17 protein-coding genes are annotated in these 20089 nt (G+C 71.2%); 5 read left to right on the top strand and 12 right to left on the bottom strand.

Annotation, left to right across the window (positions count from 1 at the left end):
* Position 1: 1 nt before the first annotated feature.
* The 7 genes from LOZ83_RS13925 to LOZ83_RS13895 all read right to left on the bottom strand — a co-directional run bounded on the left by LOZ83_RS13925 (position 2) and on the right by LOZ83_RS13895 (position 7093).
* Positions 2-2077 carry a hypothetical protein gene (locus tag LOZ83_RS13925; protein ID WP_236790951.1) on the bottom strand — a complete coding sequence of 692 codons (2076 nt, stop codon included), beginning with the start codon at positions 2075-2077 and terminating at the stop codon, positions 2-4.
* 27 nt (positions 2078-2104) lie between these two features.
* Positions 2105-3340, bottom strand: a complete 1236-nt coding sequence (locus LOZ83_RS13920; RefSeq protein WP_236790950.1) for a hemopexin repeat-containing protein — start codon at positions 3338-3340, stop codon at positions 2105-2107.
* 5 nt (positions 3341-3345) lie between these two features.
* On the bottom strand, positions 3346-4005 hold the full coding sequence (locus LOZ83_RS13915) for a hypothetical protein (protein WP_236790949.1): 660 nt from the start codon (positions 4003-4005) through the stop codon (positions 3346-3348).
* Positions 4006-4007: 2 nt separating this feature from the next.
* A complete protein-coding gene (locus LOZ83_RS13910; RefSeq protein WP_236790948.1) occupies positions 4008-4784 on the bottom strand; it encodes a hypothetical protein in 777 nt (258 codons plus the stop codon).
* Positions 4785-4882: 98 nt separating this feature from the next.
* Positions 4883-5359, bottom strand: coding sequence for a hypothetical protein (locus LOZ83_RS13905; protein ID WP_236790947.1), 477 nt, complete (start codon positions 5357-5359; stop codon positions 4883-4885).
* 17 nt (positions 5360-5376) lie between these two features.
* Complete coding sequence (locus tag LOZ83_RS13900; RefSeq protein ID WP_236790946.1) at positions 5377-5931, bottom strand: RNA polymerase sigma factor; 555 nt, start codon at positions 5929-5931, stop codon at positions 5377-5379.
* Positions 5932-5938: 7 nt separating this feature from the next.
* The gene (locus LOZ83_RS13895; RefSeq protein WP_236790945.1) at positions 5939-7093 is read right to left on the bottom strand and encodes a S8/S53 family peptidase; all 1155 of its coding nucleotides are present in this window, start codon (positions 7091-7093) and stop codon (positions 5939-5941) included.
* Positions 7094-7172: 79 nt separating this feature from the next.
* Here LOZ83_RS13895 and LOZ83_RS40400 point away from each other — a divergent pair, with 79 nt between their 5' ends.
* Positions 7173-9797 carry a CHAT domain-containing tetratricopeptide repeat protein gene (locus tag LOZ83_RS40400; protein ID WP_236790944.1) on the top strand — a complete coding sequence of 875 codons (2625 nt, stop codon included), beginning with the start codon at positions 7173-7175 and terminating at the stop codon, positions 9795-9797.
* Between the two features lie 11 nt (positions 9798-9808).
* On the opposite strand, the gene LOZ83_RS13885 is transcribed toward LOZ83_RS40400, so the two are convergent.
* Positions 9809-10423, bottom strand: coding sequence for a dihydrofolate reductase family protein (locus LOZ83_RS13885; protein WP_236790943.1), 615 nt, complete (start codon positions 10421-10423; stop codon positions 9809-9811).
* A gap of 126 nt (positions 10424-10549) precedes the next feature.
* Between LOZ83_RS13885 and LOZ83_RS13880 the strand changes: the two genes are divergently transcribed.
* Positions 10550-10873, top strand: coding sequence for a CU044_2847 family protein (locus tag LOZ83_RS13880; RefSeq protein WP_236790942.1), 324 nt, complete (start codon positions 10550-10552; stop codon positions 10871-10873).
* Here the strand turns inward: LOZ83_RS13880 and LOZ83_RS13875 are convergent, their stop codons facing one another.
* From LOZ83_RS13875 to LOZ83_RS13865, 3 genes are read right to left on the bottom strand one after another with little or no spacing between them, the layout of a single operon-like run.
* Positions 10874-12037, bottom strand: coding sequence for a hypothetical protein (locus tag LOZ83_RS13875; RefSeq protein ID WP_236790941.1), 1164 nt, complete (start codon positions 12035-12037; stop codon positions 10874-10876).
* Between the two features lie 19 nt (positions 12038-12056).
* Positions 12057-13574 carry a trypsin-like peptidase domain-containing protein gene (locus LOZ83_RS13870; protein WP_236790940.1) on the bottom strand — a complete coding sequence of 506 codons (1518 nt, stop codon included), beginning with the start codon at positions 13572-13574 and terminating at the stop codon, positions 12057-12059.
* 9 nt (positions 13575-13583) lie between these two features.
* Complete coding sequence (locus LOZ83_RS13865; protein WP_236790939.1) at positions 13584-14186, bottom strand: hypothetical protein; 603 nt, start codon at positions 14184-14186, stop codon at positions 13584-13586.
* Positions 14187-14314: 128 nt separating this feature from the next.
* Between LOZ83_RS13865 and LOZ83_RS13860 the strand changes: the two genes are divergently transcribed.
* Positions 14315-15421 (top strand): pyridoxal phosphate-dependent aminotransferase, encoded by a 1107-nt coding sequence (locus tag LOZ83_RS13860; RefSeq protein ID WP_236790938.1) that lies wholly within the window; start codon positions 14315-14317, stop codon positions 15419-15421.
* Here the strand turns inward: LOZ83_RS13860 and LOZ83_RS13855 are convergent.
* On the bottom strand, positions 15418-16137 hold the full coding sequence (locus tag LOZ83_RS13855; protein WP_236790937.1) for a GntR family transcriptional regulator: 720 nt from the start codon (positions 16135-16137) through the stop codon (positions 15418-15420). The two genes, LOZ83_RS13860 and LOZ83_RS13855, sit on opposite strands and share 4 nt — an antisense overlap.
* Positions 16138-16297: 160 nt before the next feature.
* Between LOZ83_RS13855 and LOZ83_RS13850 the strand changes: the two genes are divergently transcribed.
* Together LOZ83_RS13850 and LOZ83_RS13845 are read left to right on the top strand one after the other, a co-directional pair.
* Complete coding sequence (locus tag LOZ83_RS13850) at positions 16298-18361, top strand: hydantoinase/oxoprolinase family protein (protein WP_236790936.1); 2064 nt, start codon at positions 16298-16300, stop codon at positions 18359-18361.
* The gene (locus LOZ83_RS13845; protein ID WP_236790935.1) at positions 18358-20073 is read left to right on the top strand and encodes a hydantoinase B/oxoprolinase family protein; all 1716 of its coding nucleotides are present in this window, start codon (positions 18358-18360) and stop codon (positions 20071-20073) included. Before LOZ83_RS13850 ends, LOZ83_RS13845 begins: the two co-directional genes overlap by 4 nt.
* Positions 20074-20089 lie beyond the last annotated feature (16 nt).

The raw sequence follows: 20089 nt of genomic DNA, 5'->3' as shown, positions 1-20089 counted from the left end.
ATCAGGCCGGCCCGACGACGGTGACGCCCGGATCGGTCTTCAGTGGCACGCTCGCGTTGAGCACGCCGGCCCCCTCGGCGTCCTGCCACGGACCGATCCACTCGTCGCCGTGCGCGAACAGGGTGCCCTTGATGATGACGCGGATCCGGTAGCGGTACGCGGGCGGTTTCCCCGGCTGTCCGGTGTAGAGCGCGAACCGCCGCTCCTTGTCCTGGTCGTCCAGCGTGAACACGAACTTGGCGACCGGCCGTTCGGCGCCGTCCGGTCCGTTGCCCGCGGCCTGCACATGCACCTCCACGACCTGGTTCTTCTCGTCGAGGACGCTGTTCAGCGCGATGGGGGAGAGCGCGAGCACACCGGCGTTGTCGGCGCGCACCGCGACGTCGAGGGAGTCGGTGAGCGTGCCGAACTCACCCGGGTCGAGGTCGACTTCGTTGGCCTCGATGAAGATCCGGGTGAACTTGTCGTCGAACGCGGAGGGCGATTCCTTGAACTGGATGGTGCGGCGGACGAACACACGGTCCGGTCGCCACCCCTCGGGCGCGTTGTGCACCTCTTCGGCCTTCTTCTGCGTCTGCCGGGCGAAGAACACCTCGTTCGAGGACCCGTTGGCGTAGACCAGAACGCTCGAGTTGTCCGGCTTCTCGACGGTGGTCTCGGCGACCTCGGCGCCGTCCCCCTGCACGCCGGACGCGTCCACCTCGGCGGGATGCTCCGGCGGCGTGAACTCGTGCTGTGCCCAGGCGATCTTGCCGTCGACGTCGGGATAACCGATCTGCACGGACGCGGAACTGACGGGGTCGCCGGTGATGCCGCGCGCCGGATCGGGCCACTGCACGACCGGCCGGCACACCGTGGTGATCTTGCGGTCCCAGTTGTCGAGGTAGAGGTTGCGCAGGTAGCGGTCGCGCAGCTCGGGATGCGCGGTCAGCAGGTCGGCGATGCCGTCGACGTTGCCGCCCATGGTGCTGGGCTGCGCGTACACCTCGTCCACGTTGAAGGTGAACGAGTTCGCGATCTCCACCTTGTCCCGCCGGAAGTTGAGGCTGAAGCCACCGCCGAACCCCCAGCCGAAAATGCTCAGCAGGCCGCCCGGTTTCGGCGGCGCCGGGTCGGCCACCTCGGGCATCGGCTGGAAGATCACCTGCTTCGCCTGGTCCAGCCACATCCCGACCAGCAGGTCGATGTACTTCTCGACCATCGCCTCCTTGTTGTCCGCCCCGGGGATCGTGCGGTCCATCTCCAGGTCTATTTCGATGTCGCCGTTGATCCGCAGGGTGTTCCAGGTCGCCTTCAGATCGGCGCTGCTGAACCAGAACTGCGCGCCCGCCTGGGCCGTGAAGTGCTCGAACACGCGGTCCCAATGCGCGGTCATGTGCAGCCGGGTGATCGGCGCCCACAACGGCAGCGTCAGGTCGGCGTTGACCGCGACGGGCACCTGGGTGGACAGCAGCCCCTGTTCCACCGTGGCCGCCGCCAGGGTGCCGAGGTTGACGATGAACGGGTGCTCGGCCGTCGGCACCAGGCTGCCGGAGCCGCCGCCCTGGGCGTTGACGAAGAACGGGTCGCCGGGCTTGCCGCCGCCGAGGCCGTCCACGTCGGTGATCATCAGCCGCAGCGTCGACGCGCGGATCGGCACCGGCCGCAGGTCCGCGGGCGTGGCGCGTTCCGCCATCCCGGGCAGTACCTGCGAAAACCTGTCCTGCGAGCCCTGCTGTTTCAGTTCGAGGATCTGCTTGTGGGCGGCCGTGAGGATGCCGTCCGGCGGCTTGCCCGTCATCGCGAAGCTCAGGATCCCGCCCGAGGTCTCGCGTGAGGTTCCCGGCGGCACCGCGAGGTTGGTCTGGCCGTCCTGGACGCCGAGGTAGTGCAGGAAGCTGAGCTTGAAGTCGCCGTTCTGCTTGCGCGCCAGGCGCATCTCGTTCGGCATCCAGTAGAAGACCGGCGCCTTGCCCTCGGCCTGCAGCTGGTCGTTGTGCTTGTCGGGGAAGAAAACGAGCGAGTATTCCACGCCCGCCTCGTTGAGAGTCAGGGTTTCGAACCCGCCGGCCATGATCGGCCCTGCCGCGTTCACCATCGGTGGCTCCTTGCTGTGCTGCGACCGTCAGAGGACGGCCGGGTAGTAGATGAGTGCCGGGTCGAGTCCGCGCGCCGCGACCGCGGCCGCGTTCTGGAACAGCGTGCGGTTGGCCTTGTTGCGTGGCGCGACACCCAGGTTGCCGTCCTCGCTCAGGTGGGACTGGTCCGCCGCTTTGAGCCAGTCGCCGGAGTTGGCCGCCGCCGTGAAATCCGGCCAGCGGGTGGGAAAGAAGGCTCCCGCCCAGGCGATGCTGTGGGCGCCGAGCCGAGCGTCGGCGGGCCAGTCCGCCCAGCCGGGGAAGAACGCGGCGAGCCGGGTCTCGTTCAGGTCGAAACGCTGGTGGACCAGCTCGTCGATCGCCGACTCGGGCAGCTCCAGGGTGTGGATCCGTTTCGCCGCACCGGCCCCCGCGTGCGCCAGGCCCGGGGTGTCCTTGATCAGATGCCATTCCGCGACGATCTCTTCGCGGGTGGCGGGCTCACGCGTGTCCTTGTGCACGAACGGCAGCGCCGCCGCCTCCTCCGGCGAGTCGACCAGGTTCCCGATGCCCGTCGTCACCAGTCCCTTGATGTCCTGGTACAAAAAGGACAGCCGGGCTTCGAAGGGTTCGCTGAACCGCGGGAAGAACTCCCGTACCGACAGCGAGGATCCGGCCGGCCCTGGCGCCGCCAGTGGGCCGATCGGCAGGCCCTTCCAGTCCGAAATGGACCTCGGGTAGCCCTCCACGACGGCGCCGCTGTCGGGATCGTGCCGGGCGTACTGGTCGCCGGAGAAGAAGTACGGATTGCCACTCGGCCACCACAGCGCCGTTTCGATCCCCGAGGTGAACGCGCCAGGCCAGTCCTCGGCGATGGAGCGTGCCTCTGGGTCGATCGCACCGGTCTCGGCGTCGAACCGCTGGTACAGCTCACCGCGGAAGAAGTACGCGTTTCCGCTGCCCCACAACACCGCCGCGTCGATACCGGACTCGAACAAGCCCGGCCACCGCTCGGCGATCGAGCGCGGTCCGTCCAGCACCGCATTGTTCTCGATGTCATAGGACAGGCACTGGCCGGCCTTGAAGAAGAACACGGACCCGTCGCTCCACGGCATGGCCGCGTCGATATCGGACTCGAACAGCCCGGGCCATTGGGCCGCGATCGACAGCGGATAGCCGTCGTCGATACCGTCCTTCTCCACGTCGTACCGGATGTAGCGGTCGCCGGTGAAGAAGTACGCCTTCTCCCCGGACGGCGCCACGAAGCCACACAGCTTTTCCATGGCGCTCAAGCCTTCCCGGCCGGGTCGCCGGCCACGGTCCCCACGTGCCGGAAGGAATCCGAGCCGACGATCACACCGTTCGTGTCGCTGATCGTCTGCAGTACACCGGTGTTGAGCCGCGGCGCCGTCATGTACTGGCCGAACACGACCACGAGGTACTCGATCCGGCCCTCGACAGCGGTGTCGTCGCGGGTCCAGAACGCGGCGATCGAGTTGTTCACGCGGGTCCTGAACCGCACCTCCGCCAGCAGTGCGGCGTCCAGCGGCGCCTCGAAGTCCTCGGGGATCAGGCGCAGCGAGCGATGCACGGTGATCATGATCAGGCCGGTGGTGGCAGAGTTACGCACGGGTTCCAGCGCGGCCTCCTCGTCCGCGCTGCCGCGCAGCGAGCGGTGCCAGGGTTCGGCCGTGTGCGCGCCGAGCGGCTCGATCGCCTTGCGCATCCCGAAAAACCCGCTGTCGCCGGGCCGGTCCGAGTACACGAGGCACCGGTAGCCGGGCGGGAAGTCCTCGCCGGTCCGGCGGTAGAGGGCGCGCGTGAACACCCCGCCCGCGGGGTAGCCGTCACCGGCACCCGGCAGCACTTCTTCGACCATCGCCTTTTCGAAGTCGGTGTCCACTGTGGAGGGATGCAACCGGATGTCGCACACCGAAAGGGTTTTCATGGTCAGGACTCCGTTCCGGTCACGCCGATCTGCATGTGGAGGTGGTTCTTGTGGGCCTCGCGGCCGTGGGCCGTGCCCGGCGCGGTCGCGGGGTGGTCGGGGTGCATGATGAAACTGCGGTCGCCGATGGCGGTGGCGGTGTCCGCCCCGTCGGGACCGTCGGTGCGGTCCTGCCATTCCGAGGCGACGAATTCGTAGACGGAGCGCCAGAAATCGCGCACGAACGGGTCCACGTCCTCGTCGTCCAGCCGGTAGGACGTGGCCGAGCCGGTGTCGGACGGCCAGTCCCCGCCGGGCGTGGCCTTCGTGGAGACCGTGCCCCAGTCGTCGTTGACGGTGAGCGTCCATTCCTCGCCGTCGTCGGCGACCGCCTTGATCCCCATGAAGTCGACGGCGCGGCCCTGCCCGTGGCAGTCGGTGCGCGGGCTGCCGGACCGGTCGACACCACCGCCGGAGATGCCGAGGTGGTACAGCTCGACCGCGTTGTAGGTGTCCTTAAGCCACTGGCACAGCCGCACCAGGGCGAGGGCGTTGCGCGGGTCGAGCCGGTCGGGCGCGCCGCCACCGCTCGGTCTGCCGATCCGGGCGCTGCCCGAGGCCCAGTAACGGATGACGACGCCGGCGACATTGCCCGCCTCGGCGTCGCTGCCGTTCCAGCCGTCCAGGCTCACCCCGGCCGGGCTGCCTTCCCCCTCCAACCGGATCACGTCGCCCGACTGCAGGTCGAGCAGTTCGGCGTAGGCGTCTTCCTTGCTCATGGCGCGTGCGGGATCGCTCACGGTTCCTCCTCCAGATTTGTGCCAGCACAGACCGGAGGAGCGAAGAGACCCGGTGATACAACGAATTCCGGAAAGGACGCCGCCGCGTCCGGTGTGGACTACCGGCGCGCGGCGATCCAGCCGGTCAGCACGGCCGCACCGGCCGCCGTCCGCACGTGCAGCCGGAACCGGCCCGCCGGCACCGGCCGGATCACGAACCAGCCGACGTCGTCGACCGGCACCTCGGCGCCGGGCCCGTCCTCGCCGCGGACCAGCACCGTGCCGGACTGTGCCGGCACCAGCTGGCCCCGGACGGCGTCGGGATGGATTTCGACCTCGACGGACAGGTTCCCGGCCGTGAAACCGAGCGCGCGCGGCCCGGGACTGTCCGGCCCGCCGCGCAGGCCCGCGGGTTCCACCTCCGCGAGCGACGAATCAGAGGACAGCTCGGCCAACTCGGCATCGGCGGTCCGCCAAGCGAAAGCGGCCCGCCCGGCGCGGAGGAAGGACTCCGGCGCCTGCGCGTCACGCATGGCCGCGCCCAGCTCCGCAACGAAGCGGTCGTCGTCGCTCCACCACGTCGGCTCGTCCGTCATGCCGTCCCTTTCTGCCGTCACGCGGGCGCGAAGGCGGCCAGCACCGGGCTGCGGCGCAGCCGGTCCAGGCAGCGCCGCCGGTTGGGCCCGATGGCGCCGACCGGGAGGCCGAGCGCCGCCGCGATCTCCAGGTACGGCACCGGGGGCTCGGCGAAGAGCAGGCCGAGCAGCTCCCGGCAGCGGACCGGGAGCTCCGCGAAGGCGGTGCGCAGCGCGTGCCGCCGCTCCGCGACCAGCAGGTCACCGTCCAGCCCCAGTGGGCCGCTGTCGGGTTCGGGATCGTCCACAGCCACCGTTCGCTTCCTGATTCGCAGTGCCTGCAGGCATTCGCGCTGGGCGACGCGCGCCAGCCAGCCCGCCAGCGCGGCCGGTTCCTGCAGCGTCGCCAGGTGCTCGACCAGGCGCAGCCAGACACTGCCCGCGATGTCGTCCGCGTCGCTGCCGCCCAGCCCGTACCGGCGGCACACCGACCAGATCAGCGGGGCGTACCGCTCGACGATGCCGTCCCACGCCTTGTCATCGCCGTCCCGGGCACGGAGCACCAGGTCCACCACCCCGGGATCATCACGCATGGTCACATCATCGCGCTTCGGCGAACGGTCGCACCAGAGTCCCTTCGGCCAGCAGGCCCGCCAATGCCTGCCGGGGTGTCACCGAACCGGGGACCGTACGCGCGGCGACCGCGCCGGAGACCGTGGCGGCCGCGAACGACGTACCGCTCCACCGGGCCAGTCCGTCGAAACGCACGTCCCCGGTGCTGGTCCGGACTTCGCCCGTGAGGTAGGAGCCGACGACGCCCACGCCGGGCGCGGTGCAGCTGACCCAGGACAGTTTCGGGCTGAACGACGCGGTGGTCCCGTCGTCCTCCGCCGCGCCGATCGCGATCACCGGCGGGATCGCCGCGGGCCAGGAACCGGAGCGGGCGGTGCGGCCACCGGCGAGCTGCGCGAAATCGCCGTGGTTGCCCGCCGCCGCGATCACGAGCACCCGGTCGCCGAGCCGTTCGATCGCGCGGGTCATCACCAGTGGCGGCCCGTCGAGCGTGTAGCAGCCGAGCGACAGGTTCAGGATGTCCAGCTGGCCGGTCGTGACCAGCCGCAGGATCGCCCGGGCGATGTCCCAGGAATCAGCCCGCCCCGTTTCGGGATCGAGCGCGCCTTCGGTGGTGACCTCGGCTGCGGGCGCCTGCCGGCGGATGAGGCTCGCGACGAACTCACCGTGCCCGGCGCGGTAGGGGAGCGGGTTGTCCGGCGTGCCGGGCCGCACCGGCGGGACCGGGGTGTCGACCAGGCCGACGTGCACGCCCTTCCCGGCGTCCGCGGCGATCATGGACACGTCCGGCAGCTGGGAGGCGTCGACGGGCTGCGGATCCGCACCGGCCATCGGCTTGTGCCCGCTGGAGCCGACTTCGCCCAGCGCCATGGGTTTGTGACCGTCGCCGATCACGGCCTCCACCACCCGGTTGCGGCCCATCGGCGGGATGAAGCCGTCCCGCCGGGCGGCCGCCTGCTGCCGCAGCACGGCCAGCACGTCGCCCACCTCGAGGTCGCTCCCGTCGGCTTCGGTGAGATCGCGCAGCCGGGCGAGCCCGAGCAGCTCGTCCTGGTCGCCGGGGCCGGGCGCGGAGTGCTTGACCCCCAGCTCGTCGAGCAGGTCCAGCACGAACCCGAGCTGCCCCAGATCGACGACGAGTTGGTCACTGTGGTGCAAAGCGGGCCCCACTTGGATCAGCATGGGAACAGTGTCCTTTCCCGGACGGGTCCTGTACTCGCCCGAACTAGGTATTTCTGGGACGGAAGCACGAGGACCCGCCGTGATACAGCCCGCGCCCCACGACCCGGTACTGGCCGACGCGCTCGCCGCGCAGGCGGCGGTCGACCGCGACCCCGGCTCCGGGCTGCCGCTGGCGGAACGGGCCGCGCGCCGCGCCGCCCGTGCGACCCATCCGGCGGCGGCCGCCACCGCCGAACGCGCGTGGGGACATGCGCTGCTGCACGTCGGCGAGCTCGGCGCCGCCGCCCGGCATCTGAGGCGGGCCATGACCTGGGGTGCTCGGGCGGGCTCGCCCGAGCTGACCGCGCAGGCCCGGCACAAGCTCGCGTTCGCCGTCCTTCAGCTCGGCCGGCCGCAGGCCGCGCTGCGCGAGATCGACGCCGCCCTGCCTGACCTGCACGGCGTCGAGGCGGCCAGGGCCCGCGCGCAACGGGGCATCGTGCTGCATGTGATCGGCCGGCTCGACGACGCGCTGGCCGAGTTCGACGTGGCGCTGCGGGCGCTGCGGCGGTATCGGGACCTGCTGGGCGTGCAGCGGATGCTGATCAACCGGGCCCTCGTGCACTCCGACCGCCACGCGTTCACCGCCGCCGAACGCGATCTGGTCGAAGCCGAGACCCTGGCCCGGCAGCTGGGCCGTCCGCTGACCATCGGCCTGATCGCCAACAACCTCGGCCTGATGGAGACGCTGCGCGGGGACGTGCCGGCCGCGCTGCGCCACCTCGGCCGGGCGGAGGAGATCATCGCCGCGCACGGCGCCCAGCTGGGCACCTTGCACCAGGACCGGGCCGAGCTGCTGCTGTCGGTGGGCCTGGCCGCCGAGGCCGAGGTCGCCGCCGCGCAGGCGATCCAGTCCTACCGGCGGGAAAACCGGTCGCTGAAGGTGCCCGAGGTGCAGCTCCTGTTGGTGCAGGCCGGACTGCTGGCCGGCGATCCGGACGCGGCACTACGTCACGCTCGTACGGCGCTGCGACGGCTCCGCGCCCAGGGCAGGCCCGAGTGGACCGAGCTGGCGCGGCTCTCCGTGCTCCGCGCCCAGCAAGCGAGCGGCGGCCGCCCCCGTGTCCCGGCGGCGATCATCGACACGATGGTGGCGACGCTGGACTCGACGGGCTGGCCGGGCGCGGCGCTGGACGCCCTGATCGTCGCCGCCGAGCTGAGCGGACCGCGCACCGACCGCGGCGGCGGGTATCTCGAACAGGCGGCGGCCCGGACCAGGGGACCTGCGCTGGTCCGGGCCCGCGGCTGGTACGCGCGGGCCCTGCGACGGCAGGCGGCCGGCGACCTCCGTGGCGCGCTGACGGCCACCCGCACCGGCCTGCGGATCCTCGACGAGTACGGCGCCGGCCTCGGTGCCACCGACCTGCGCGTGCACGCCGCCGCGCATCGGGCCGACCTGGCCGCGCTCGGGCTGACGATGGCGTTCCGCACCGGCCGCACCGACAAGGCGCTGGAGTGGTCGGAACGAGCACGGGCCAGCCAGTTGCCGGTCACGCCGGTCCGCCCGCCCGACGACCCGGAGCTGACGGCGCTGTTGGCCCAGTTGCGCGCCGTGACGCGAGACCTGGCCGACCGGGTCTCCGCGCCCGCGCCGTTGCTGGCCCGGCAGGCGGCGCTCGAACGGAAGATCCGGGACCGCAGCCGGTACCTCGGCGGCCAAGCCGACGGCGCGTCGCCGGCCCCCGTGACGCCCGGTGAGCTGCACGCCGCGCTCGGGCCGTGGGCCTTGGTGGAATACGTGCGGCACGACGGCGAGTTGCACGCGCTGACCGTGGTCGACGGCTGTGTGCGCAGCCACCGGCTCGCGACGGTGGCCGAAGCGGCGGATCTGGTCGAGCGGCTGACCTTCGCGCTGCGCAGGTCGGCCGGGACCGCGGTGGTGCGCGAGGCGGCCGCTGGGTTGCTTCGGGCGGCCGCCGCGAGGCTCGACGGGCTGCTGCTCAGGCCACTCGCCGAAGTGGCCGACCGCCCGCTCGTGGTGGTGCCCACCGGGCCGTTGCACAGCCTGCCGTGGTCCGTGCTCCCGGCCTGCCGGGGGAGGCCCATCACCCTCGCCCCATCCGCGACGCTCTGGCACGCGGCCCGCCACCGCGCGCCGGACGTGGGCGAAGGCCCGGTGGCGGCGGTCGCGGGTCCCCGGCTGCGTGCCGCGGCCAGCGAGGCGGAGCAGGTCGCGGCGATCCACGGTGGCGTCGCGCTCACCGGTGCGGAGGCCTCGGTCGACGCGGTCCGTGGCGTGCTGACGGACGCGAGGCTGGTGCATCTCGCCGCGCACGGCCACCTGTCCGCCGAAAACCCGTTGTTCTCCGCCATCGCGCTCGCGGACGGTCCGCTGATGATCCACGACGTGGAGCGGCTGCCGCGGGTCCCGCACACCCTGGTGCTCGCCGCGTGCGACAGCGGCCGCCCCGTCGTGCATACCGGCGACGAGCTGATGGGCCTCGCGGTGGCGTTCCTCGCACGTGGGACGGCGCAGCTGATCGCCTCCGTGCTGCAGATCCCCGATGCGACAACAGCTCCGGTCATGACGGCGTTCCACAAAGGACTAGCCGCCGGCCGCTCCCCGGCGACCGCACTCGCCGAAGTCCAGCAGTCGGCAGGCGACGAAACCGCAGCGGCGGGTTTCGTCTGCATCGGTGCGGGCACGCAGCCGCTGTTCCCGTGAGGCCGACGCCGTCACGCCCCGGCGGCCCTGACGACCTCGTACGTCACATGCGTAGCCCGGGGTGATTCGGTGACTTCCCGCTGCACCAGGGGCACCGCCCCGGCGAGGTCGAACAGGCGGGTCCCGCCGCCGAGGAGGACGGGGGACAGGTGGATGCGCAGCTCGTCGACGAGGCCCGCCGCCAGGGTCTGGTCGATGACGTTCGCGCCGCCCATGACCACGACGTCCTTGCCGCCCGCGGACGCGCGGGCCCGGTCGACGGCGGCCGCCACGCCGCCGGTCACGAACCGGAACCTCGACACGAGCCGCACGTGCGCGGGCGGTTCGTGGGTGACCACGTAGCACGGCGGCGCGGCCGACTGGTTCTGGTCGTGCCCGTACCCGACATCGTCGTTCCAGCCGTTCGGGCCGTCCACGATGTCGTACAGCCGCCGCCCCATCACCACGGCTCCGGTCTGCTCGAAACTGTTCGCCAGCACCGTTTCGTCGGCCGGGGAGCGCGGCTCCTCCAGCACCCACGCGTGAATCGCCTCGCCGCCCACACCGAGGCCGTGCTCCTGGTCCACCCCGGTCGCGGTGACGTAGCCGTCCAGCGACATCGAGATGTCCGCGATCACCTTGCTCATGCCCGCTCCCTCCAGAGTCCGTCGCCCGGATAGACCCGCCCGGCGCGCAGAACTCATCGACGGTGCCTGCCCGCCGAGCGGCGGTGGGTGCGTAGATTGTCCGCAGTCGAGGAGGGGAGCTGTGCTGTGGCAGGACGTCTGGAGCCGATGCGGTTCGGTGGGGTCGACGTGCTCGTGGAGACGGTGACGGTACCGGGTTCGGAACCGACATCGAGGTTGAGCGACGCGGGCGCCCGAGCGGTGGATCTGCTCGACACGGCGCAGGAGGTCATCGTGAACACGGCGCGCTCCACCGCGGAGATGTTCGGCCGGCTGGGAAACGCGGTCTCCCCGGACAAGCTGGAGATCGAGTTCGGGCTCGGCTTCTCGGCGAAGGGCAACATCATCGTCGCGGGCGGTTCCCTCGACGCGACGGTCAAGGTCAAACTCACCTACGAGACCGGCGCCTGATCAGTGCGGGGCGGACAGCGCCAGAACGTGGTCGGCGACCACGTCGCGCCGTCCGTCCTCGGCCCGGTACAGGGTGCCGGTACGGCAATAGGTCACGTCCGCCTGCGCCGGTAGCGGGCCGATGCAGTCGGGGACGGCGAGTTCCATCCGGACGGACCCGCTGATCTCCCGGGCCGACGTCACGCCCTCGCCCGCGTCGGGCGCCCAGCGGTTGCCGTCCAGCCGCCACACCGCGGACGGCCGGGCGGGCACCTGCTTGTCGTTCTCGGCCCGCCGGCTGTTGTCACACGTCCACGACGACATCGTGGCCCGCAGCCGGCCGTCGCGTCCCCACCACAGGTCGTGGACCTCGATCCCGCCCTGCGTGCCTCGCACGTACCCGGGCGGATAGGCCGCGGACAGGTCGGTCTTGCCCGGGTGCCCCTTGTCATCGATGAGGTAGACCGGGAAGTCCTCGACGCACTCGCCCGGGTCGGGGCGGAACGCCACCGCGAACACGCCGTCGCCGCTGGGACCCGCTGTCGCCACCGGGTAGTCGTTCGACTCGAACCGGCCCACCAGGGTGCCCTCGGGGTTCCCGATCCGCACCAGTTCCAGCCGCTGGAAGTAGGTGTTGCGCTGACCCGAAATGCCCTGCCGGGTCAACAGCCTGCCGCCACCGGAGGTGAGGAACCCCCGCAGGAACGAGCTGTCGCCGACCGGCGGGAGTTCGACCGGCGTGCGGTGCGCGGGGTCGTTGAGGTCGAGTGTGGTGAAGGCGTCCCCGGCCGTGAGCAGCAGCGACGATCCGCCCGCGGCGGCCAGGTCGTCGCAGCGGGGGCACGGGACGCGGTGCTGCTCCCCGCTCCGCACGTCGACCCAGATCAGTTCGGTCTGCTGAGGGTCCTCCTGCCGGATCTGCGTGTCCGAGAGGAGCGCGACGCGATTGCCGTCGTCGGTCCACACCACCTTGTTCCACAGTGGATCGGCGAGGTCGAAGATCCGGTTGACCCGGCTGACGATCGTGCGGTCCCGCATGACGACCAGTTCGCGCTCGGTCGTGTACGCGTAGCTGCCGTCCACAGTGGACGAACCCGCGAAGGGTTTCGCCACCACGACCACCGTGATCGCGGTCGCGAGCAACACGACCGCGGCCACCAGCACGAGCAGTGTCCTGATCCGCACGCCGATCCTTCCTTGTCAGTTACCCGGCCCGCACCCACTCCCGGCCCTCTTCGAGCCGGTAGGCCTGGCGGTACCCCGAAAGCGGCTGGCCGGCCACGGCGGGCGGTGCCATCGCGCTGACCACGAACGGCTTGCCCGCGTCCGTGATGTCCTGGGTGAACGATCCCGCGGCGGTCGCGACCACGAGCTGCAGGCCGAAGGTGCAGGACCTGGTGCTGGTGAACGCGCCGACGGTGATCGTCTCGACCTCGCCCGGCGCGAGCGTGACCGTCTTGCGGTCGAAGAAGTGGTCGCCGGTGGGGAAGAGACCGCGCCCGCTCGTATAGGCCATCTCCTGTGCGGACGGGTCGCTCTCGTCGAGGTCGAAGCCGATCGTGATGTTGTCGCCGGTGCCCTGGCTGTAGCCCTGGAAGTAGGTGCCGTCGAACGGTGGCCCGCATTGCTTGACCGCCTTCAGATCCACGATCCGGACCGTTTCGGAAGTGTTGCCGCGCAGGGTGATCGTGGTCAGCCCGGAGCCGAGGGCGGCGCCGCCGCGTTCGCCGTACCAGCTCCACCAGTCCCGCGTGCTGGGCGAGACCTCCTGGTTGAACCGCGCCAGCTCGGCGGGGCTCATGACCAGCGGCTCGGGCAACACAAAGCTCCCGTCACCCGCGTTGCTGCGCAACGCCGTGACGTTCTCGACGAGGACCGGCGGCGTGGCCGGGTCCGCGGGCACCGGGCTGGCGTTCGCCGAGGACCGGACCGGCGTGCTCGGTGCGGCCACGTCGCCGCCCGGCCTGAGGACGACCAGGGTGACGGCGACCGCGATCACGATGGCGGCCACCACCGCGAGCAGCGCGGTCAGCGGTTTCACCCGGGCGCCCCCGGGTAACGCGGCGGTGCGCGGCAGGTCGAGCAGCTCGCCGAGTTCGTCCCACTCGACCGGCTGCGCGTCGGGCTCCGATCGCAGATCCTCAAGCAGGCTCCGGAGATCTTCGGTCCGCGCGACCCACACCGTGCCGGCCAGCCACCCGTCGGCGCTGTTGTAACGGGCGGACACGACGCCCACCACCCGGTCGTCGGCGACCCGCCGGACGGGCGCACCACTCATGCCCAGCACGACGTCCCGGGACGAGAACCGGCCGAGCGCCACTTCGCCGTCGCGGGTGGTGCCGCCGGCCCAGGTGCCCGGAGCGTCGAGGTACCGATAGTCGCGGTCCCCGTCTTCCACCCGGCTCACCCCGGTGACGACGACCTCGGTGTTCAACGGCACGCCGTCGCTCGCGAGCCAGCGGCGCACGTGATCGGGCAGCGGGACATTTCCTTGCAACAGGGCCAGATCGTGCACCTCGTCGACCCGCACCACCCGCACGTCGCCGCGTGCTCCGGAGCCGTCAAGGGCCTCCACCGCCAGTCCCGGCCCCGGCAGCTCGGCGATCACGTGCCGGGCGGTCACCAGCAGCCCCGGCGCGATCTGGAAGCAGGTGCCCGCCACCTCGCCGCCGGGCGTGACGATGCGGCCCAGGTAACCCTGGACGCGGGTGTTCTCGGTCATGGCCTTTCCTTACGGCGTACCGGCGAAGTAAGCCGTGGCGACGGCGATCGGGGCCGGTGCGGGGAACTGGTCGCCCTCGTTCCCGAGCGCTCCGATGTGGACCTGCCACACCGGACCCGACCGGTCCGCGACGCTTTCCGGCTGATCCTGGCTCACCAGCACGTATTCGGCCTCGCCACGGTCGCATGAGTACGCGCCGACCCAGCCGTCGGCCCGGCTGCCCCACGAGCCTCCGTTGCGCAGCCGGCAGCGGGCGCCGTCCGCGAGCACGAGCCCCCACGGGTCCGGCACCGGCTTCGGCGTCACGGCGCCGATCTCCTCGTCGGACGTCATCCGGTGGAGCTTCTTCTCCCACGGATCGGTGCCGCACAACAAGGTCACGCGGTCGCTGTCGACCCAGCACACGTCGGCGCCCGACGCGGTGGGGTAGCACGACACCAGTCCCTCTCCGCCGGCCGCGCTGGCCATGCACCCGTCGACGAACCCGTCCGAAGCCTCGACCTCGTAGCCCGGTATCGGATTGCCGAGCTTGTCCACCGCCACCACCGTGACCACCTCGGTCGCGGTCGGGTTTTCCGGCTGTGAACACGCCACGGCACCAGCGATGGTCACGAGGAGGACGCCGAACAGGGCAAATGATCGAGAACGGACCACGACATAACGGTCGCACGCCGTCAGCAGCCCGTTACGACCGGGTTTCTGATATCTTAACCTCAGCGATTGAGATATTAGGAGGCGCGATGGAGCGGGTGGCAGCACTGGACTTGGCCGATCGCGCGCGGGCGCGGTCCGTGGTGCCCATGCCCGGCGTGCCCGCGCTGGCCATGCCCGGGCACGTGCTCGAAGCGGTTCGCCAGGCGGCGACCCAGGTGCTACCCCGGCAGTCGAGGGGCTGGCCCGAACTGCGGCGGGTCGTGGCGGACCACCTGCGCGCGGAGTCCGGCCTGGAGGTCGACCCGGAACGCGAGTTGCTGGTGACCCACGGCGCCCAGCACGGGATGAACGTCGTCCTGCGCGCGCTGCTCGCGCCAGGCGACGAGGTGCTCGTGCCCGCTCCGACGTACTTCTTCGACGGCATGGTGCGGATGGCGGGCGCCCGCCCGGTGTACGTCCGGAGCCGGGCGGCGCGGCGCTGGGCGACGGACCTCGACGCCCTCGCTGCCGCGGTCACACCCGCGACCCGGGCCATCTTGTTGTGCAACCCCAACAATCCGACGGGGCACACGCCGGCGCGCGACGAGTTGTCGGCGATTCTGGCGCTGGCCGCCCAGCACGGGTTGCTGGTGCTGGCGGACGAATCCTACGCCCGGTATGTCCACAGTGGACCAGGGTACACGCCGCAGCAGTCCTTGCGGGACGAGTGGCCCGAACTCGTGACGGTGACCAGCCTGAGCAAGAACTACGCGTTCACGCAATGGCGGGTGGGCTACGTGCATGCGCCGCCGCGTTTGCTGGATCGCGTGCACCGGGCCTTCGAATGGGACGCGATCAACGTCGGCGATGTACCCCAGGCGGCGGCCTGCGCCGTGATCACCGGACCGCAGGACTGGCTGGACGTGGTCTTCGCGACCTTCCGCCGCCGCCGCGATCTGCTGTGCGCGGCGATCGAGGCGGCGGGACTGCCTGTTGTGCGTCCCGACTCGGGCATCTTCGTGTTCCCGGACTTCTCAGCGCTCGATGCGCGCGGGCGGGATCTCGAAGATGTCCTGCTGCGACACGGGATAACAGGGATCGCCGGTGACGCGTTCCAGGGACCGGCCGCGCACGCTCGCCTGCTCTACGGCGGTACCGAGGCCGACCTAGCGCAGGTCGGCCACCGCCTGGCGACTCTGGTGCGGGAGCGTTAGGGCGCGGCGATTTCCGCGTGGATGATCGAGCGGCTCGCGGCCAGCGCGCCGACGATCTCGCGCCGCGCGGACCCGGTTCGCTGCCGCATCGCCTGGCGGGCGGCGTCGGGGTCGCGGGCGGTGATGCCGTCGACGATGGCCTGCCGCTCGCGGATCCGTCCGGGCGGCATCGACGGATCCAGCTTGATGCCCAGCCGGAAGATCCGCTCGATCTCGTCGAGCACGCCGACCGAGGCGGCCGCGAGACGGCCGTTCCCGCACCCGTTCGCGATGATCGACTCGAACTCGTAGTTGGCCCGGAACCGCTCTTCGAACCGCGGGCCGCCGAGCTGGTCTTCGTCCGTGTCGACGGCCAGTTCGGCGAGTCGCTTGGCGTCCGGTTCGGACAGTCCTCGTTCGGCGCACAAGGCGGCGGCTTCGGACTGCAGCAGGGATCGCATGTCGCACAGGTCGGTCGCGTCCCCGAGCGTCACTGGGGAAACCACATATCCGGCCCGGGGGAGCGGCCGCACCAGGCTGTCGCGGTGCAGCCGCGCGAGCGCCTCGCGGACCGGGGTCTTGCTCAGCCCGAAGGACTTCGCGACCTCCTGTTCGGTGAAGCTCGCGCCCGGTGGCCGGACCATTTCGATGATCTCCCGCTTGAGCCGCCGGTAGGCGTTCTCCATCAGGCTGGACGCCGGCGGGTGTTCGCGGATCAGGTCGGGCTCGTAGCGCACCGGTGCTCCCCTCGGACCAGGCTGTTGCCCGAACGGTACACCTGGCGCCCCCGTGTGGTCGTACATGACGACGATATAAAAGATCTCAATTCAGTCTTGCTAATATCTCAACAACTCCTTACCGTGCTCCAAGATGCTGGACACGGCGAAGGAGATTCGAGTGCTTCCCAGTTCCGATCCTCGTTCTGGCTGGCGCGTCGGCGCCGACATCGGGGGGACGTTCACCGACGTGATCGCGCTCGGCCCGGCCGGGCAGGTGGTGCCGATGAAGGTCCTGTCGACCCCGCCCGACTACGGCACGGGCGTCGTCACCGCCACGACGAGCGTGCTCGAAACTGCCGAGGCCGCACCGGCCGAGGTGGTCGCGATGCTGCACGGCACGACGGTCGCCACCAACGCGATCCTCGAAATGAACGGCGCGCGCACCGCGGTCGTCACCACCCGCGGTTTCCGGGACGTGCTGGAGCTGGGCCGGCTGCGCCGCCCGGTGCTGTACGACCTGTCGTGGGTCAAACCGGTGCCGCTCGCCCGGCGCCGGCACCGCCATGAGCTGGCCCAGCGCATCACCGCCGACGGGCGGCTGGACCCGCCCGCGGACGCCGGTGAGGTCCGGGCGCTGGCCGCCCGATTGCGGGCGGACGGGATCGAAGCCGTGGCGGTATGCCTGCTGAACTCCTACGTCCGCGCGGACGAGGAGCGGCGGGTCGCCGAGCTGCTGCGTGCGGAGCTGCCGGGGGTGTACGTGACCGCGTCGGTGGACATTTCCCCGCAACCGCAGGAGTTCGAGCGCACCAGCACCGCGACCGTCAACGCCTACGTCGGTCCCACGGTGCACGGCTACCTCACCCGCCTCGAAGCGGGCCTGCGCGCGGAGGGGGTGCACGCGCCTCTGCTGGTCATGCAGTCGAGTGGAGGTCTGCTCGACGCGGCTTCGGTGGCACACCGGCCCGTGCAGATCATCGAGTCCGGCCCGGCGGCCGGGGTCACCGCGGCCCGGCAACTCGCGCGTGTGCTGGACCTGCCCGCGGTGGTCGCGTTCGACATGGGCGGCACCACGGCGAAAGCGTCCCTGATCGAGCACGGCGAGCCGTTCGTGTCGGCGGACTACGAGGTCGGCGGCGGCATGAACGTGGCGCGGGGACTGGGTTCCGGCGCCGGTTACCCCGTGCGGACCCCGTCGGTCGACATCGCGGAGGTCGGGTCCGGTGGGGGCAGCATCATCGCGCTCGACCCGGCCGGCGGGCTGCACGTCGGCCCGGCCAGCGCCGGGTCCCGGCCTGGTCCCGCGTGCTACGGGCAGGGCGGGGAGCTGCCCACGCTGACCGATGCCAACGTGACGCTCGGGTATCTCAGTCCCGAATCGCTCGCCGGCGGGCGCGTCGCGATCCATCCCGACCTGGCGGTCAAAGCCCTGTCGCCGGTAGCCGAACAGCTCGGTCGCGACGTTCCCGACACGGCACGGGGCGCGTACGAGGTCGCGGTGTCCAGCATGACGACGGCCGTCAAGGCGGTCACGAGCGAACGCGGCCGCGATCCGCGTGACTCCGTCATGGTCGCTTTCGGCGGCGCGGGCCCGCTCTACGCCGCGGAACTGGCCAAGGAACTCGGTATCGCGACGGTGCTGGTGCCCGTCCACCCCGGCCTGTTCAGCAGTCTCGGTCTCCTCGTCGCCGACACCGAACTGCAGGAGGTCGCGCCCTATCGCGCGGATCGGGCTCTCGGCGACGAGTTCGCCGTGCTCACCGCCAAGGTGTCGGCGGAACTGGGGGAGGACGCCGTCATCGAGCGGATGCTCGACATGCGGTACCGCGGCCAGCGTTTCGAGCTGCGGATCCGGCTGGACAGCGGCGAGCTGACCGAGGAGCTGCTGGCCGCGGCCCGGGCCCGGTTCCACGCCGAGCACGAGCGCACCTACGGCCGCGCCGGCGACGACGAGCTCGTCGAGCTGGTCAATCTGCGGGTGCGTGGCACACTGCCCAGCCCGGTGTCCATTGAGGACGTACTCCGGCTGCCACCCGACACCGTCCGGCCGCCGGCGGCCCGCGAATGCCGTTTCACCGCAACGGTTTCCACGCCGGTCGTCCGGCGCGGAGATCTCGGTCAAGATCCCATCGCCGGGCCGATGATCGTCGAGGACATGGACGCCACCACGCTCGTGCCGCCCGGGGCGCTGGTGCACCGGGACCGGTTCCACAACATCGTCATCACCTGGAGTGCCGCATGATCCGCGACGCCGTGACGTTCGAGGTCTTCCGCAATGCCATCACCGGTGTCGCCGACGAGATGGCCATCACGATCGTGCGCACCGCGCATTCGCAGATCGTCGCGTCCAGTATGGACTTCTCCGCGGCGCTGTGCGACGCCCGCGGCCGGGTCATCGCGCAGGCCAACACCTGTCCGGTGCACCTCGGGTCCATTCCGGACGCGATGGCGGCGATCCTCGCCGAATTCGGTGCCGCGATCCGGCCCGGGGACGTCTATCTGCTCAACGATCCCTCGCTGGGCGGGATGCACCTGCCGGACATCTTCGCGGTCGCCCCGGTGTTCGCCGGTGAGGACCTGCTGGGCTTCGCCGTGACCGTGGTGAACCACGCGGACGTCGGCGGCTGGGTCGCGGGCTCGATGGCCGTGCAGTCGACGAGCATCTTCGCCGAGGGCGTGCAGATCCCGCCGTCGCGCCTGGTCGACGCGGGGCGGATGAACGAACCCTTCCTGCGCCTGATCCTGCGCAATGTCCGGGAACCCGACCTGCTGCGCGGGGACCTCGAATCCCAGCTCGCCGCATGCCACGCCGGGGCCGAAGGGCTGCGCGCGCTCGCCACTCGGCACGGCGTCGACGGCCTGGCCGCCCTCGGTGAGGAACTGCTCGACCATTCCGAAACGCTCCTGCGCGCCGCGCTCGCCGACGCGGTTCCCGGCAGCTACGAGTTCACCGACCACATCGACGACGACGGCCTCGGTTCGGGCCCGATTCCCTTCCACGTCAAGGTCACGCTGTCCGGCGCCGGGATCGAACTCGACTTCACCGGCTCGTCGCCGCAGGTCGCTTCCGCGCTCAATGCCACGGCCTCGTTCACCCGGTCCGCTTCGTACGCGGCTGTGCAGGGCGCGCTCGGGGTCGACATCCCCGCCAACAGTGGCTTCTACCGGCCGTTCCGGTTCGTCATCCCGGAAGCGTCCATCCTCAATGGACAGCGCCCGGCCGCGCGGGGTGCCCGGGGCCTGGTGGCGTACCGGATCATCGACACCGTACTCGGGGCGCTCGCCCCGGTGTTCCCGGACCGGGTACCGGCCGCGGGCGACGGCGGTCCCGACTCGGTCGCCATCGGGGTCACCGGTTCCGACGGGAAATCGGTGGTGCTGTGGGACGTCCTGTGCGGGGCCTGGGGCGCCCGGCCCGATCGCGACGGTGTGGACGGGATCAGCCCGCTGGGCGCCAACCTGGCCAACACCCCGGTCGAGGAACTGGAACGGTCCGGGCACGTCCGCGTCGACGGCTACGGCTACCTGCCGGACACGGGCGGCGCCGGCCGCTTCCGCGGCGGCCTCGCCACCTTCCGCGACCTGACCGTCCTCGCCGCCGAGGCGAGCGTGCAGATCAGGTCCGACCGGCGCAGGTTCCTGCCCTACGGGCTGGCCGGGGGAGCGCAGGGCACCCCATCGCTCAACCTGCTCGACCGCGGTGATCCCGGCGAGCGGATCCTCGACTCCAAGCCACATCTGGTGATGACTTCCGGCACCCGGCACCGGCACGTGACCGCCGGGGGCGGCGGCCACGGTGACCCGTTCACCCGCGACCCGGAACGGGTCCGCGAAGACGTGCTCGACGGGAAGGTCACCCACGAGGGAGCCGCCCGGGACTACGGCGTCGCCGTCACCGCCGGCGGCGCGATCGACCCCGGCGCCACCGGCGCCTTGCGCGGGACGGCCCGCTGACGAATCCTCTTGTCCA

The sequence above is a fragment of the Amycolatopsis sp. GM8 genome (assembly GCF_021653975.1).
In the GTDB taxonomy this organism is placed as follows: domain Bacteria; phylum Actinomycetota; class Actinomycetes; order Mycobacteriales; family Pseudonocardiaceae; genus Amycolatopsis_E.
This window is presented reverse-complemented; position numbering and strand designations above follow the sequence as displayed.

Coding starts and splice junctions, on each gene's coding strand:
- LOZ83_RS13905 (WP_236790947.1), bottom strand. CDS start 5,359: ATGACGGACGAGCCGACGTGGTGGAGCGACGACGACCGCTTCGTTGCG.
- LOZ83_RS13895 (WP_236790945.1), bottom strand. CDS start 7,093: ATGCTGATCCAAGTGGGGCCCGCTTTGCACCACAGTGACCAACTCGTC.
- LOZ83_RS13900 (WP_236790946.1), bottom strand. CDS start 5,931: ATGCGTGATGATCCCGGGGTGGTGGACCTGGTGCTCCGTGCCCGGGAC.
- LOZ83_RS13860 (WP_236790938.1), top strand. CDS start 14,315: ATGGAGCGGGTGGCAGCACTGGACTTGGCCGATCGCGCGCGGGCGCGG.
- LOZ83_RS13915 (WP_236790949.1), bottom strand. CDS start 4,005: ATGAAAACCCTTTCGGTGTGCGACATCCGGTTGCATCCCTCCACAGTG.
- LOZ83_RS13920 (WP_236790950.1), bottom strand. CDS start 3,340: ATGGAAAAGCTGTGTGGCTTCGTGGCGCCGTCCGGGGAGAAGGCGTAC.
- LOZ83_RS13885 (WP_236790943.1), bottom strand. CDS start 10,423: ATGAGCAAGGTGATCGCGGACATCTCGATGTCGCTGGACGGCTACGTC.
- LOZ83_RS13870 (WP_236790940.1), bottom strand. CDS start 13,574: ATGACCGAGAACACCCGCGTCCAGGGTTACCTGGGCCGCATCGTCACG.
- LOZ83_RS13845 (WP_236790935.1), top strand. CDS start 18,358: ATGATCCGCGACGCCGTGACGTTCGAGGTCTTCCGCAATGCCATCACC.
- LOZ83_RS13925 (WP_236790951.1), bottom strand. CDS start 2,077: ATGGTGAACGCGGCAGGGCCGATCATGGCCGGCGGGTTCGAAACCCTG.